The following is a 15,126-nucleotide window of genomic DNA, read 5'->3' as shown; positions in this document are numbered from 1 at the left end:
AACTTAGCACTGATAAAACACTAGATTCTTCAGGAACAAAGATGACGATAACAAGCCCGACTTCAATGATTGAAGTAAAACAAGATGGTGCAGTTCTTCAAGTCACCATCAATAATCCACCGGCCAATACCTGGACACTCGAAAGCCTCAACGGGCTTAAAAGCGTCGTCGATTCGGCGAGCCGAGCGAATAGCGTTGTCGCCATCGTGATCCATGGTCAAGGTGAGAAATTTTTCTCTGCCGGTGCCGATTTAAAGCAATTTGCCAGCGGCGACAAATCCGCATCAAAGGGGGTAGCGGAAGCTTTTGGAGAAGCTTTCGAAGCGCTTGCCAATTTTGAAGGTGTGAGTATCGCGGCGATGAATGGTTACGCCATGGGTGGCGGACTAGAGTGCGCTTTAGCGTGTGACATTCGTATCGCTGAGGAACAGGCGCAACTTGCACTTCCAGAGGCAAAAGTTGGATTACTGCCATGTGCAGGCGGCACTCAACGGCTGTGTTGGCTGGTTGGCGAAGCGTGGGCGGCTCGCATCATTTTACTCGGTGAACGCATCAAAGCAGACACCGCAGAGAAGATTGGCTTAACCCAAGAAACCACCGGCACCGGGCAAAGCTTGTCTCGCGCGTTAGAAATGGCACAGCAAGTAGCCCAACAGAGCCCAGATGCTGTTCGCGCCTGTAAGCGCCTAATGAAAGCACCACGCGAGCACGCGATCGCGCAAGGCCTAAAAGATGAACGCGCCGAATTCATCGATCTCATTGGTGAAACCAACCAGGTCGAAGGCACTAACGCATTCCTGGAAAAACGCACGCCGTCTTGGTCTTAGCGCTCGAAGACCAATCGCGCAAAACAAGCGTCACATATATAGGCTAACTAAACGCACAGCATCGGCATTGTCCGGAAGACTCACGGAACTAGGCAGACTTAATGACAACACAATCAAGCCAGATACGCACCAAAGAGATCGCATCCAAAAAAGGCAAAGTTGGGCACTTAACGCTCAACGCCCCAAAAGCTTTAAATAGTTTGAGCCTGGAAATGATTCAAAGCGCCTTTCGGCAGCTGAGCCGCTGGGCCGAGGACGATGCCATCGCATGTATCCTGATGGATGGCGCAGGTGACAAAGGCTTTTGCGCAGGCGGCGACGTGCAGAAGCTGTATCAGTCTGCGATTGATAACCCCGGCGGGCCGTGCGACTACGCAGAGCAGTTTTTTGTTGAAGAATACCAACTCGATTATCTGATACACAGCTACCCCAAACCGATTATCTGCATCGGCTCGGGGATTGTTATGGGCGGAGGCCTTGGATTAATGCAAGGCGCTAGCCATCGCGTTGTCTCAGAGAGCAGCCGTATTGCAATGCCCGAGGTAACCATTGGTCTATTTCCCGATGTTGGTGCGACACGCTTCCTTAACGATCTTCCTCAGGGGCTTGGTTTGTTCTTCGCGCTCACCGGAGCAAGCATTAACGCAAGTGACGCAATGAGCCTTGGCCTCGCAGATCACTATGTAGAGTCGTCTAACATTGGCGACATTGTTCAACAGCTTGAGAAAGTATCTTGGACAAAAGACATCAAGAAAAACAAAGAACGTGTTACCTCATTACTAGCCGATTTTGCCGTATCAGAAGATAAGCGCAACAACGACGTTCCATCCGAGCTGGCCAATTGTCGTGACGAGATTGAATATGCCTGCCGCAGCGGCGCCCTAGGCGACGTTATCCACGCGTTAGATAGCATCGATACCGATAGCGGATGGCTCAAAAAGTCGATTAAAACCTTACATCATGGCTCTCCTCTTTCGGCACTTTTGATATTTGAACAACTTCGCCGCCATCGTTATGTGACGCAAAAAGCCGCCTTCGAGGCAGACTTAGTGCTCGCGACGAACTGCGTGCGTTATCCCGAATTTGCAGAGGGCGTGCGAGCCCTGCTGATTGATAAAGACAGAAAGCCAAAATGGGCATTCAAGCACTTCAGCCACGTACCTGCCTCAGTCATGGAGTCGTTTTTCACTCCTCCTTGGGAGCAAAACCCATTAAGCACTCGCCTGTAGATCAGGCTGCATTGAGCGAACACACTTTTGATCCAACGACAAAAATAAATAAACGGAGCGCATATGACGACCATCGCCTTTATCGGATTAGGAAACATGGGTGGCCCAATGGCCGCAAATCTTATCAAAGCCGGATTTAGCGTTCGGGTCTTTGATCTTGTTGAGGCCAATGTTACACAGCTAGAACAACAAGGCGCTTATGCGGCAAAAAGTGCAGAAGAGGCAGCCCAAGGCGCAAACGCGCTGATAACAATGCTCCCAGCAGGAAAGCACGTAGCAGGACTGCTTAGCGGCCCAGACGGGCTGCTTGCCAAACTGCCCAAAAACACCTTGGTTATTGACAGCTCTACCATCGATGCAGAAACCAGCCGCGCCGTTCATGCTGAGGCTAAAAAATACGATTTGCTCTTTATCGACGCCCCTGTATCTGGCGGTGTCGCCGCAGCAACAGCAGGCACGCTCAGCTTTATGTGTGGCGGGAGTGCCGACGCATTTGAAGCCGCGAAAGCACCTCTCTCCGCCATGGGAGCAAACCTGTTTCATGCGGGTCCTGAAGGCGCAGGCCAAGTCGCAAAAATGTGCAACAACATGCTGTTGGCGATACATATGATCGGCACCAGCGAAGCCTTAAAGCTTGGCGAAAAGAATGGCGTCGATGCCTCTGTGCTTTCCGAGATTATGATGGCAAGCTCCGGAAAAAACTGGAGCCTAGAAAAGTACAACCCCTACCCTGGTGTGATGCCAGCTAGCCCTGCGTCGAATGATTACAAACCGGGGTTTATGGTGGATCTGATGACCAAGGACCTTGGATTGGCGATGGACAATGCTCAAAACCAGAATAGCGCCACGCCTCTGGGAGCACTCGCATACGAGCTCTACAAACAAAAGCAAGCCAACGGCGAAGGTGCGCGTGATTTTTCTAGCATCATTGAGCTTATTGACGCACTACCAAGATCAGACAAATAGGTGAAGATCATCCACGTGAAGCATAAACGCTCAGCTCAATGTGCATTGAAGCTTGCCAGGTTTAGGTCAGCACCCAGCACCGCACGCACAGCTCCCTCCACAGCACCCTTTACAGCAATCTGCGCAGCATTGCTCACAACGCTCATCGTAAACGTGTTTTTCATACCCGCGGCGCTGTCTGAGACCAACATTGTCGAGACCAACATTGTCGAGACCCATGCGATCGCGCTTTACGGTGAACCCAAATACCCAGATGGCTTTGAGCATTTTGACTGGGTAAAACCTGACGCGCCTAAGGGCGGGCAGCTGCGCCTAATGGGTTTTGGCACATTCGACTCAACCAACCCCTACACCCTTAAAGGCACGAGCCCGTTCAACACTCCGGGCATGTTCATGTACGGCTTTTCAGAGCTAAACGAAACACTCATGTTGGGCACCGGCAGCTATTCGCCATCGGCCGATGAAGCGCAAACAGCCTATGGCCTTTTGGCCGAGCGCTTGCGTTATACAGAAGACTTTAGCTGGGTTGAATACGACATCAGACAGAACGCTTTCTTTCATGATGGGCATCCCGTTGACGCAGACGACGTCGTGTTTTCATTTAATACCTTAATTGAAAAAGGTCATCCTCGCTTTCAGCAAAGCTTGCTCGATGTACACAGTGTCGAAAAACGCTCCTCACACACAGTGCGCTTCAATCTCAAAGATGGTGCCGGTAAACAAGCCGTGTTTCGCACTGGCGAAGTGCCCGTGCTACCACAGCATTTCTGGCAGGAAAAAGATTTCGAAAGCGCCTCAAGCGTCGTACCGCTTTTAAGTGGCCCCTATAAAATCGTTGAAGTGGATACCGGCTCACGCATTACCCTAGAGCGGGTGCCCACATTTTGGGGAAACGAACTCAACGTCTACAAAGGGCGCTATAACTTCGACACGATCAGCATGGATTTTTACCGAGATCAGGCCGTTGCGTTTGAGGCATTCAAATCGGACGAGTTTGATATTTTCTATGACTACACCGCCAAGAACTGGGCCGAGGGTTATGATTTTCCGGCCATCAATGCCGGCGATATCATCAAAGAACAAATCCCGCATAGTATTCCATCTGGAACACAGGGCTTTTTCTTTAATACCCGCAAAGCGCTATTCAAAGACAAGCGCGTTAGACAAGCTATCTCGGAGCTATTTGATTTTGAGTGGATTAATGCCAGCCTTTTCCATAAGGCCTACACNCGCAACACTAGCTACTTCCCCAACTCCCAATACGCGCATCAAGGCAAACCTTCAGCAGAAGAACTCGCCCTGCTAGAGCCATTCAGAACGCAGTTACCACCCGAGTTGTTTTCCGGGCCATTTGAATTTTCACCTAGCAAGGGGGACGGCAATATCCGAAACAAAATGCGCAAAGCGATTAAGCTACTGCGCGATGCAGGCTGGGAACAAGATCAAGGCGTTCTAAGAAACAAGCAAACTGGGCAGGCCTTCAAGTTTGAGTTCATCTATCGACAGGCAGGGCTTGAGCGCGTAATCATGCCCTTTATCAAGAACATGCAACGCCTTGGCATTACAGCAAAACCACGTTTAGTGGAAAACGCCCAATACAAAGCGCGACTCGATCAATTCGACTTTGATGTCATGACCTTTGTGCTGTCTCAAGGGACGGCACCCAGTTACGAGCAACGCGATTATTTTCATAGCGAGTTGATTAATGTCGAAGGCGGCCAGAACTATGCGGGCATCCAAAATCCTGCGGTGGATGCGCTCATCGAAACCTTACTCAACAGCAAAACAGAACAACAAGTCGTGACCACAATGCGTGCGCTCGACCGAGTGTTGATGTTCGAGCATTACATCGTGCCGAATTGGCATATAGGCATCCACCGCGTTGCCCACTGGAATCGATTTTCTCGCGCCAAAGACGCCCTTCCCTACAAGCTAGGCACAGAGAACTGGTGGCTGAAAACGACGCAACAAAACTCGAAATACAACACCAAAGACAAGGCGAAAGACAACTAGATCGTCGTACTAGTAGAGCAAGATGCTCACGCCTCGTGTCTCAACAAAGAAACAGCCGCGGACTCATTGCTCAAGCTGTCGCGCCAAATCGCACATGTCACAAATAAGGAACCGCATAGCATGGTCCGTCCACCCATGCGATTCATGTTTAACAAGGCAACGACGCACCTTATGCGAAATCGATTATCCAAACGAAGAGGAAATTAAATTGGAAAACATACAAGTCATCACGACTTTTTTAGGTTGGTGTACTGTTGTAAATTTGGGCTTTTATTTACTTACCGCTTTCGCGTTAATGGGTTTTAGGGAGCCAATCAAAAAGATACATTCAAGCGTTTCTGCTGTTGCAGGTGAGAAGCTAGATGAGCTGTATTTTAACTATTTAGCCAGCTTCAAAATGGCGATTATCATCTTGAACATTGCACCTTATGCAGCTCTTAAACTTATGGCATGAGTGAGTTGGGCCTAACATGCAAACGCTACCAGGGGAGATTTTGGTGAAACCAAGGAAGATGAAACAGGAAATGCAGGCGAAGTTCAGTGCTGGGGTAACGCGCGCAGAGCTACTGAATGAATACAAGGGGCTTACACTTCCAGAAAAGCGCGTTGCAGCATGCGTTGCCTCACTGAAAGACGAAACGCTATGCCAGCTTTACAGTGGAAGAAACAACATATTAATTAGTCTGATGTTTGTGCAGGCGTTATTTGCTGCGTTTGCTGGCTATACCACTGGGCTCTCAATAGGAGGGCAGGCTCCATATTGGTTGGCAGGCATTGCGGCTTCTATCTCGTTCTTATTCATTATCGGCTTCTACAGGCACAGCTTAACGGCGTACTTGGCTTATATATTTCTTTCCATCAGTCAGTTGCCCAATACATTTCCTAGCGCAAACGACGAGCCGATTAAGCTTTTTATTATATGGTCTATCACGGTCGGCACTATCTTGTATGTATGGCATGTTAAATCAAAGCTGTATCCATACTTTGGGTTTTTCGGTGCTAAAAAAGAAAGTGGCCAATTCACCTTCGCCCGCTAAACATTTTTTATCGCGCTAGGCCCTAGGTGGGCCAGCTCATTTTGATGCCATACGTTGTTCGCCTTTTGGCCTTGCTCGTAGGACCATACACAAGCAACAGGCCATACTCACTTGGAGCGGCATTTTCCTAGAATGGTTTTCGTCAGATGCACTCAATAAATGCCGTTTCTGCGAAAAGCTGACCTAGACCATCGGTGTCTCTCTGTGTCTTATCAAGACTTTGCGCATAATCAATTTCCTCATCGGTCGGCTCGGGAAACTTTAATTGTTTGGTGCACTCTGTCGCGTTTCCTCCAACGATTTCGATATTCCGCTCGGTCTCGTGATTCATTGCGATGTAATACGTTGGATCAAAAACCCGCCATTCGAGGCGCGTACCCTCAACGGGTATTTTTTGGTCAATATCAAATTCCATATCTAGAACCAAAACCAATTGTCCATCGACCTTAGTCGTTGTCAGTTGATACTTCTCAGGCATGCCTAAATCGACCACGGCATCATGCGCTTTGAGCTCAGAGAAATAGGTATACGGTTTGAGGTTTTTTATCATTGCGGTGGCCGTTTCAGATAGGCCTAACAGCTCATCGCCAAACTCATTTAATAAGTCTGCGTGCATAATCATGGAGTAGTAGAAGTCAAACTCCCACCGTTGTTTTATACCAATCAAGCGTGCTTGGTCGTCCAAAACAAACGTTGAATTTAATTGAATCCAATTATGTGGATGCGCTTGCACGGTACTCACGCAAGCCCATAGAAAGCAGTAAAGCATGCACTTTTTTAACATATACTAAGCCGCCGAATTGACACACTCATCACACACGCAATTAATCTCAAGCTGAGGACTAACAAGCTGAAAGCCTTCGGACTCGACGCGTTTTCTTAAATCTTTTTCGGTAAATTTACCCAAACTAATTTCTTTTACGCGCTGGCATTCACCGCAAATCAAAAACTGCGAAACCTCATGGCGATGCTCGCAATTAATGTGGCAGCATGCCACATACTTATTTGCCAAATTGAGTTTATGAACCAAATGCTGTTCTTGAAGAAAGTCCAGGATTCGATAAACAGACATGGCCGGAATCACCTCGTCGTACTCGTTCTTGCACAGTTCAACAAGCTCATAGGCCGAGAGCGCCTTGTCTGAACCTAACAAACCCGATAAAACCAATTTACGTTTGGGCGTTAAACGCGCACCACTTTCTAGGCACTTTCTTTCTGCACCTTGAAGTGACTGTTGATCAAGATCGAGATCCATAACCGTTCCTTTACCTATATAATCAAACGTAAACTAGATGTGCTGCGCATTTGCTACCATATCATGCGCATTTCACAGGGTCTTCAAAACTTAAAAAGTCGGCTTTCATCCATCGCCACGAACTTCAGCGCATCAGTACCGGAGCAAACCACTTTTTCCTGCTCTTGCTTTCCTCGGCCTACGAAAGCAGACACGCCATGAGCGACTCCTCGATGGGCATATCCAACTCGTTGTAAATCACCTCAACGCGGCTTTCAAGGCAATCATCTAGGGCAAATTCACTGAACCCATCACTTGTTAAGTTAAAACCGACTACGCCCTCTTGCGTGATAAAAACGGCTTTCGCACGTTCAACTTTGTGGCCGCTCAAACGCTGCATAAAGTCATGCAACTTTGCTCGATCAAATACCTTGTCGGCAGAAAAGCGCCAGCCGAGGCTTTGATACCCCTCTCCGCGATTGCTCGCCTTCAGATAGCCGTTGTCGGGAATCTGTGGCTCTATGATTGTTTCGATTGGCTGCTCGACCAGAACGTGACCGTGCTTCTGATCTTGCGGATGATGCGGCTGCGAACTTGCCTTAAAAGCAGAGCGCCCCTCCAATAATGAAACATCAATGTTGCCAAAAGATGCAAACGCGACCTGTGCCGTATTTGCGTTATGCTGAGCGACATAGCGTATGAGGTTTTGAGTGGCATTCGGCGGATACACTTCCTGTTTATTGCCAATGACCACATCCGCCATCGCAATTTGCTGGTTAAACGTTTGATGCTCGGTATATCGTGGGTCATCGAGCTTTCTTGCATCCACCAATGTTATTGTCTTTTGAATAGAGAGAACCGGCTTGTAGACGTCGGAAGCCAGCACCTGCATCACTTCAAGGGGATGTCCTAAACCTGTCGGCTCTATTAACAAACGATCCGGTTTTGCCCGCGCCAACAGTTGGTTTAATGCAATTTGCATAGGCAAGCCGGCGGCACAACACATACAACCTCCGGGTACCTCTTTGATATAGATGCCCGACGCCTCGGTATGCTGACCGGTAAAAAGGCTGCCATCAACGCCAACCTCACCAAATTCATTGACCAAGACGGCCCACCGTTCGTGCGCTGGCTTGGTCTTCAACAAATGAATAATCGAGGATGTTTTTCCAACACCAAGAAAGCCGGTAATGACATTGGTTGGCACAGCTGAAATAGCGCCGCGCTGGGTATGCGTGCTTTGTTTCACGTTAGGTCTTCTCACAGGCCTGGGAGCTTTGAGCGCGAGAGAAAAACAGAGGTAGGATACGACTTGCCGCGCTAATGACAATAAACAAAAAGGCGCTTACACAGACGATGGTTGGGCCGGTTGGCGTATCGAACAAATACGATGCGCGCAATCCAGTAAGACTGGCTATTAGAGCCAAGAACGCAGCAACAACGGCCATCGCTTCAGGGGTCTTGCTAAAGGGCCTTGCCGTGGCTGCCGGCACAATGAGCATCGCCGTAATCAGCAACACACCGACTACTTTAATCGCGACCGCGACCACAATCGCCAAGGCAATGGTGAGAATAAGCTGTTCTTTTTTGGGGTCATAGCCACTCGCCAACGCCAGATCTGTATTGAGTGTCGAAAGCAACAACCCCGTCCAACGCCACGCAATCAAGGCCAGAACAACAGCCGCCCCACCCCAGATGACCAACAGGTCTGTTTTACCGACGGCAAGAATATCGCCAAACAAGTAAGACATAAGGTCAATCCGAACACCGGATAGGAAAGAGACCGCAACTAAGCCAATTGCAAGCGAGGAATGGGAAACGACGCCAAGCAAAGTGTCCATCGCAAAGCCCTTGCCGTTGAGTGACGAGACCGTCATCGCCATAACAAAACAAACGCTCAATACACTCACAAACAATGGCGCAGAGAAGGTTAAAGATAATGCGATGCCGAGAACAGCCGCATGTGCCGTGGCATCACCAAAGTAGGCCATTCTTCGCCAAATGACGAAACAACCAAGCGGCGCTGCAGCCAGCGCGACTCCGACACTAGCGAGCGTCGCTCTAACTAGAAAGTCAACAAACATTTCCTGATTCCTTTTGCAGCATGCTCGCATTCGCGTGCTGGTGATCGTGATCATGATCGTGGCTATGGTGATTCTGATGCAAGTACAGGGCAGCCTCGTCTTTGTCTAAGCCGAACAGCGCTCGATATTCGGGCGACATACCAACAACTTCGGGCTTGCCTTCGCAGCAAATGTGGCCATTCACACAGATAACCCGGTCGGTCTGTCGCATCACAACGTGCAGCTCATGGCTGATCATCACGATGCCGCATCCTAGCTTCTGTCGAACGAGATTAATCTGTCGATAAAAGTCTGCCGCGCCACGATGATCTAAGCCTTGTGTCGCTTCATCCAGTAACAATAAATTTGGTGCGCCGAGTAACGCCCTTGCGAGTAATACGCGCTGAAACTGCCCTCCAGACAAATCCATCACCTGTTGTTTATCCAGGTTTGGAACACCTGCATGCTCTAATGCCTCTGCCACAGCGTCTGGGCTATGACCGCCCGGTAAATTCATAAAGCGCTTAACAGTCATTGGGAGCGTCTCGTCCACGTAGAGCTTTTGTGGCACATAACCGAGTTTAAGATCTGGAGACCTTTGGAGAGTACCCGAGGTGGGTTTGATCGCTCCGATCAGCGCTTTGAAGAGCGTTGTTTTTCCAGAGCCATTCGGACCAATCACCGTCACAATCTCACCCGCCGCAACCGACATTGTTATATCGTGCAGAACGCGGCGCTTGCCATAATTCACAGACAGTGAAGTGCATTCAATGAGTTTTTTCGTCAATGAGAACTCCCGATTTCGGCCGCCCTATCCGAGCAACTCTCTTTAAAACACATTTGGTATTGTGTCGAATGAAATAGTGAAGTTATGATATAACATAACATTTTGAGCATCCAGCTGTTTGTAAGCTCATTTCTTGTTGAAGCACTTTTTACTGCTTAACGCACCTACTACGGAGAATGTAATGCGAAAAAGCCTTCTTAGCCTCGGCCTAATTGGTCTGGGTTTGCCATTAAAGACGCTCGCTGAAACACCAAATGTTGCAGTGGACATCGCACCGCTTCATTCCCTTGTAAGCCAAGTGATGGATGGAGTTGCTACACCAGAATTAATTATCACGTCGGGCGCTTCTCCACATCACTATTCTTTGCGTCCTTCTCAAGCGAGGGCTTTGTCAGAATCAGATATTGTATTTTGGATGGGTGAAGAACTAACCCCCTGGCTAGAGAAAGCGATCGATAACGTGGCAAGTTCCTCTAAAAAAGTAGGCATGTTGGATTTAGCAGTAACGACGACTTACCCTTTCCGTGAAGGCACGACCTTTGAAGAGCATGCTCACCACGACAGCGAAGAGAGCGAACACGGACACCACGACGAACCGCATGCGGATGATCATGCCGAGCATTCGAAAACAAACGAGGAACATGAAGCGCACCATGGCGGCTTGATCGATCGCTTTCTCTCGCTGTTCAGCTCAGGACACCATGACCATGAAGACGATCACCACGATGAACACGAAGACGAACATGATGAAGAACACGCAGACCATGAGGCGCACCTTCACGATGGGGTCGATCCTCACGCGTGGTTAGACCCGGAAAACGCAAAACAATGGGTAACGGAGATCTCCCGCGTACTGTCTGAGCAAGACCCAGAGAATGCAACAACGTATCAAGCGAATGCGAGCACCGCGATCGTGGCGCTTGACCAGCTGATTGAACAAACACAAGCAGAAGTCAGCAAGCTTGGAGATCTTCGATTTGTGGTGTTTCATGACGCGTATCAATACTTTGAGAGGCGTTTTGATATTGCAGCGGCAGGCTCTATTTCACTGGGCGACGCGGAAGACCCAAGCCCTGCGCGGATAACCGAAATTCGAAATACGGTTCAAACGCTAGGCGTTACCTGTGTGTTCGCCGAGCCGCAGTTTAATGAAGGTTTGGTGAAAAACATCTTCGCAGATTCCGCCGTCACACGAATTGGTGTTATGGATCCTTTAGGCGCAGACATTGCGACGGGTAAAGCACACTATTCTGGCCTGATTCTCGGTATGAGCGCCAGTTTAGCGGATTGCATAAAATAGCGGCAGCAGCCCTAGGTGGATCAGCCATCTAGGGCTCTCTCTGCGCGGGGATCGACGAACAAACCTCTATCGAAGTGAGGTATGCTGGCTTATCAACACCTCAACACTTGGAAACAACAGCGTATTCGTTCAGCTCTCAGATAACACAAGATGATTCAAGGGTTTGCATTGGCAAGCCAACGTGTACCCTGCCGATTTTTCGTCAGAGGTAATGCCGGGTACAGAGTTGGGTATCGACACTGCCTCGCCCTCTTCGATTTTCAGCTTACACGAACCACAGGTACCGGAAGAACATGCATGTGGCAACTGGATCCGAGCCGCTTTGGCAACCTCGAGTACAGTCTGATTCGATGCCACAGATAAGGAATGTGTCTGCCCATCCGCAAGCGCCACATCAACTTTATGCAACGGCCCCTTCGCCTCGGTAAGCGATGACACAAACTGCTCGATATGTATCTGCTCTCGCGCGATATTCCGCTCGGCTAACACGTCAAGCGCAAGGTCCTTCAAGCCCGCCGGCCCGCAAATATAGAACGCTGTTCGCTTGGTCTGTGCGCTGGATGAATCCGCACCCCTTGAAGGCAACAACTCAGCCAGAGTCGCCTTGTTTAGTCGGCCTTGTATATCCAAAGGATCATGCAGCTCTTGATGAATAACGTAACGAATCGTCAGGCGTTCAGGATGTTGTTCTTTGAGGTGTTCTAATTGATCAAAAAACATAATGCTGTCGCGACTGCGACATGCATAAATGAGCGTCACGGACACATTCGGATGCTCAGCGAGCGCCGTTTCCGCAATCGAGAGTATTGGCGTAATACCGCTACCACCTGCGATTAACACTAAGCCGTCGTGCTCGTTTGGCTCAGCGGCGGGGTAAACAAAGTCCCCAAAAGGCCCTTGCACAACGAGCTCATCGCCTACCTTCAGATCGTCGTTCAGAAAGCCCGAGACCAAGCCCTGCGCGGTTCGTCTAACGCCGATTTTCAAGCTATCTGATCCTGGCTTGGCACATAGGGAATAGCAGCGCGTTTGTTGCTCGCCATTGAGCCATTTACTCACTGTGATGTATTGGCCCGCTTGATATTGAAGACGTTCACCCTGCGGCAATTTAAACTCTATACAAGCAGAATCGAAGGTTAACGCCCTTACCTTCGCGACTTCGAGCACCATGTTGATCGACTTGCCATCGTCCAACAAACTCCGCGTATTTGGTGACGTCATAAAGCCTGGTCTCGTTCCTCCACGCAGATCTTCAATCGGAGCTCCGAGCACCTCCAAATCAGGCAAAATCCGTGTATACACCTCTTTATATTTATACCAAGGCAGCCGAGGATACATGTGGTGGATCAGATGATAGTTTTGACCAAGCAATAGCACGTTTAAAAGCGTGCCAGGATAGATACGCGTGTCGTGATAACGGCTACGCGATTTGTGCGGGTGATGCGGTATGTAGTCAAAAAACAACGCGAGTGCGAGCACCGCAATTATGTTTGGAATGATCACAAAGGCGACGATTTCAAAACCATAGCCAAGCGCCGTCAGAATGAGCAAGCCAGATACTACGGCAGTGAAGTAACACGCTGTACTTTTGTAAGTACTTCTAATTGCGCGCACTCCACGTAACTTGGTAAACGCCAGCACGTGGTATTGAATTGGAATATAGAGACTGTTCAGCGCAACCGTGAACCATGAATGCGCAAATGTGTAGTGGTCTGGGTCGCGATCTGGGTCATTGGTAAACGAGTGATGGCGGTCGTGGATTTTTTGAAAAAAACGATACGGCACCAACAACAAAGGTACGGCAAACGCCCAACCTAACATGGATTCAATGGGTTTGAGCCGAGCATTCGATTTCACAATACTCCCGTGGCCTGCATCATGAACGACAGTAAAACTCGCATAGGCCAAGTATGCGCAAATCAGGGTGGCTGCCGCGTAAGGGAGATCACCTGCTAGGGCACTGCTAATCGTCCAGTAATAGCCCAGCACAATGCCTAATGCTAACAGCAGTGTTCCCCACGCAACATCGGGAACCGACTCTTGCCACTTGGATTCAAACGCAACCGGTTTGGCTTCGCTCATCATTTGCATCTCGTCACCTCGTCATTCTATGCGTTCAATATATACTCAGAGACGGTTTAGCCGCATTTCCTTTAATGACATTATTATTAACATTAACCGCCAATTCGGTTTAAGATTAACCAATGACATCACCAAACCAATCCCACATTGCTTACCTGTTAATCGTTTAAAGCCTTCAATTTACAACGGTTGAACGCCTACTGGAGCATACAAAGCTGACGATTGAGTCTTTATCCACGACCGAGATGATTAGCCTCTCGGATGCAATCCAAATCGTCCATAACGTCAATAAGTACAGCTATACACCAATCTGGCCAGCCATCTATGGAAAGCATTTAGGCGTGGCAACACATGGGCCAATTGGCTATGCCGCAGTCAGTGCGCCTACCGTCGGTCGAGCGTTATCGACCTTTATCGAATGGTTCCAAATACGTTCTGCGTCTTATGTCAGTAAAATTATTGAAAGCGAAGAAAACTTTGAGATCGTGGTGTTCGATACAAGTGGCGATGATGCCTACAAACAGTTTTTTTTCGAATCGCTGATGCGCGCTTTTGAAGTGCTGATTAGCCTGCTTGCGGTTGAATCAAAGTGCCAAACAACATTGCATTTCGAAACGAACGCCGAGCATCGGAGGGAGCTCATGAAAAACGAGTATGCGTCAAAACTCGTTTTTGCATCTGATACAAACAAATTGGTCGTGCCTAAAGCGATGTGGTTTCAAGCCTCGCCGCTAAGCGATCACGATTCGCACGAGCTTAATTTACGAAAGTGCCAACAGCTCATGGAGCAAATGGAATACAAGAATCGCTGCGACATCGCAGTGAGACACTTGCTCCGACGACATATTGAGGAGCGCATACTGCGCCAAGGTGACTCAGAGTTGCTCCCCTCCCTAAAACAGACGAGCGAAGCCTTACATTATTCGGAACGAACACTCATTAGAAAGCTACAGCAACTAGAAACCTCTTACAAAGAGATACTCGAGGCCGAGAGACGATCATTTGCCGACAAGCTTTTAAGAGATGCGAGATACACCATTTTTGAAATCGCAGATATTCTAGGGTACAAAGAGTCCGCCAGTTTTTGCCGTGCGTTTAAAAACTGGTTTGGGCAGAGCCCTTCAGCCTATCGCCGTAGCCCTCGGGCATAACCCCCCTTCGGTTCACTGAGAAAATCGCTTATCAACATCGACTATGATGTCGATGACAACAGCATCTCAATGTGTGGAATGCCGTCTTCGTCATATTCGTCCGAGACCTGCTCATATCCAAACTGACTATAAAAGCGCTTCAGATGAGCCTGAGCAGAGATGCGATTGCCCATGCCTGGGTATAATTTTTGTGCATCCTCCAGCACATGCTCCATGAGTAGAACGCCAAGACCCGTCGCTCTAGCATGACGCGCAACAACGACTCTGCCAACCGCGGGCTCTGCAAATTTAAGCCCGGGCGGCACTAGGCGCGCATAAGCGAGAATGGCGCCACTTTGATCACGACAAAAAACGTGTAATGCATCGTCATCTTTGGTATCGATATCCGGATAAATGCAGTCCTGCTCGATCACAAACACATCCTGACGCAGCATCAA

At 49.0% G+C, this 15,126-nt stretch carries 16 protein-coding genes; 8 read left to right on the top strand and 8 right to left on the bottom strand.

Features of this window, described 5'->3' with window-relative positions:
* Window positions 1–41 precede the first annotated feature (41 nt).
* The 3 genes from A3751_RS04310 to mmsB all read left to right on the top strand — a co-directional run bounded on the left by A3751_RS04310 (window position 42) and on the right by mmsB (window position 3,022).
* Complete coding sequence (locus A3751_RS04310) at window positions 42–827, top strand: enoyl-CoA hydratase (protein ID WP_068452582.1); 786 nt, start codon at window positions 42–44, stop codon at window positions 825–827.
* 101 nt (window positions 828–928) lie between these two features.
* Entirely contained in the window at window positions 929–2,056 is a 1,128-nt protein-coding gene (locus A3751_RS04305) for an enoyl-CoA hydratase/isomerase family protein (protein ID WP_068452579.1), read from the top strand.
* A gap of 63 nt (window positions 2,057–2,119) precedes the next feature.
* Window positions 2,120–3,022, top strand: a complete 903-nt coding sequence (gene mmsB / locus A3751_RS04300; RefSeq protein WP_068452577.1) for a 3-hydroxyisobutyrate dehydrogenase — start codon at window positions 2,120–2,122, stop codon at window positions 3,020–3,022.
* Between the two features lie 35 nt (window positions 3,023–3,057).
* Here the strand turns inward: mmsB and A3751_RS23705 are convergent, their stop codons facing one another.
* Window positions 3,058–3,186, bottom strand: coding sequence for a hypothetical protein (locus A3751_RS23705; protein ID WP_255374887.1), 129 nt, complete (start codon window positions 3,184–3,186; stop codon window positions 3,058–3,060).
* On the opposite strand from A3751_RS23705, the gene A3751_RS04295 reads away from it, so the two are divergent.
* From A3751_RS04295 to A3751_RS04285, 3 genes are all read left to right on the top strand, one after another.
* A complete protein-coding gene (locus A3751_RS04295) occupies window positions 3,176–5,035 on the top strand; it encodes an extracellular solute-binding protein (RefSeq protein ID WP_231871852.1) in 1,860 nt (619 codons plus the stop codon). The genes A3751_RS23705 and A3751_RS04295 overlap by 11 nt on opposite strands.
* A 208-nt stretch (window positions 5,036–5,243) precedes the next feature.
* On the top strand, window positions 5,244–5,489 hold the full coding sequence (locus tag A3751_RS22095) for a DUF6868 family protein (protein WP_068452575.1): 246 nt from the start codon (window positions 5,244–5,246) through the stop codon (window positions 5,487–5,489).
* A 43-nt stretch (window positions 5,490–5,532) separates the two neighbouring features.
* On the top strand, window positions 5,533–6,072 hold the full coding sequence (locus A3751_RS04285) for a hypothetical protein (RefSeq protein ID WP_156492248.1): 540 nt from the start codon (window positions 5,533–5,535) through the stop codon (window positions 6,070–6,072).
* Between the two features lie 142 nt (window positions 6,073–6,214).
* Here the strand turns inward: A3751_RS04285 and A3751_RS04280 are convergent, their stop codons facing one another.
* The 5 genes from A3751_RS04280 to A3751_RS04260 all read right to left on the bottom strand — a co-directional run bounded on the left by A3751_RS04280 (window position 6,215) and on the right by A3751_RS04260 (window position 10,156).
* Entirely contained in the window at window positions 6,215–6,841 is a 627-nt protein-coding gene (locus A3751_RS04280; protein ID WP_068491473.1) for a DUF1007 family protein, read from the bottom strand.
* 18 nt (window positions 6,842–6,859) lie between these two features.
* Window positions 6,860–7,327, bottom strand: a complete 468-nt coding sequence (locus tag A3751_RS04275; RefSeq protein ID WP_068452567.1) for a Fur family transcriptional regulator — start codon at window positions 7,325–7,327, stop codon at window positions 6,860–6,862.
* A gap of 178 nt (window positions 7,328–7,505) precedes the next feature.
* Window positions 7,506–8,555 carry a GTP-binding protein gene (locus A3751_RS04270; protein ID WP_068452564.1) on the bottom strand — a complete coding sequence of 350 codons (1,050 nt, stop codon included), beginning with the start codon at window positions 8,553–8,555 and terminating at the stop codon, window positions 7,506–7,508.
* Window position 8,556: 1 nt separating this feature from the next.
* Entirely contained in the window at window positions 8,557–9,390 is an 834-nt protein-coding gene (locus A3751_RS04265) for a metal ABC transporter permease (RefSeq protein ID WP_068452558.1), read from the bottom strand.
* Window positions 9,380–10,156 (bottom strand): ATP-binding cassette domain-containing protein, encoded by a 777-nt coding sequence (locus A3751_RS04260; protein WP_068452555.1) that lies wholly within the window; start codon window positions 10,154–10,156, stop codon window positions 9,380–9,382. The genes A3751_RS04265 and A3751_RS04260 overlap by 11 nt, the downstream gene beginning before the upstream one ends.
* Window positions 10,157–10,337: 181 nt before the next feature.
* Here A3751_RS04260 and A3751_RS04255 point away from each other — a divergent pair, with 181 nt between their 5' ends.
* Window positions 10,338–11,456 carry a zinc ABC transporter substrate-binding protein gene (locus A3751_RS04255; protein ID WP_068452552.1) on the top strand — a complete coding sequence of 373 codons (1,119 nt, stop codon included), beginning with the start codon at window positions 10,338–10,340 and terminating at the stop codon, window positions 11,454–11,456.
* 129 nt (window positions 11,457–11,585) lie between these two features.
* On the opposite strand, the gene A3751_RS04250 is transcribed toward A3751_RS04255, so the two are convergent.
* Window positions 11,586–13,541: a fatty acid desaturase gene (locus A3751_RS04250; protein ID WP_197466170.1), complete on the bottom strand. Its 1,956-nt coding sequence runs from the start codon at window positions 13,539–13,541 to the stop codon at window positions 11,586–11,588.
* 197 nt (window positions 13,542–13,738) lie between these two features.
* Between A3751_RS04250 and A3751_RS04245 the strand changes: the two genes are divergently transcribed.
* Entirely contained in the window at window positions 13,739–14,689 is a 951-nt protein-coding gene (locus A3751_RS04245) for an AraC family transcriptional regulator (RefSeq protein WP_255374888.1), read from the top strand.
* A 41-nt stretch (window positions 14,690–14,730) separates the two neighbouring features.
* Here A3751_RS04245 and A3751_RS04240 read toward each other — a convergent pair.
* Window positions 14,731–15,126: GNAT family N-acetyltransferase (locus tag A3751_RS04240; protein ID WP_068452540.1), on the bottom strand; the 396-nt coding region annotated here is incomplete at its 5' end.

The organism is Oleiphilus sp. HI0080, from assembly GCF_001635135.1.
This window is presented reverse-complemented; position numbering and strand designations above follow the sequence as displayed.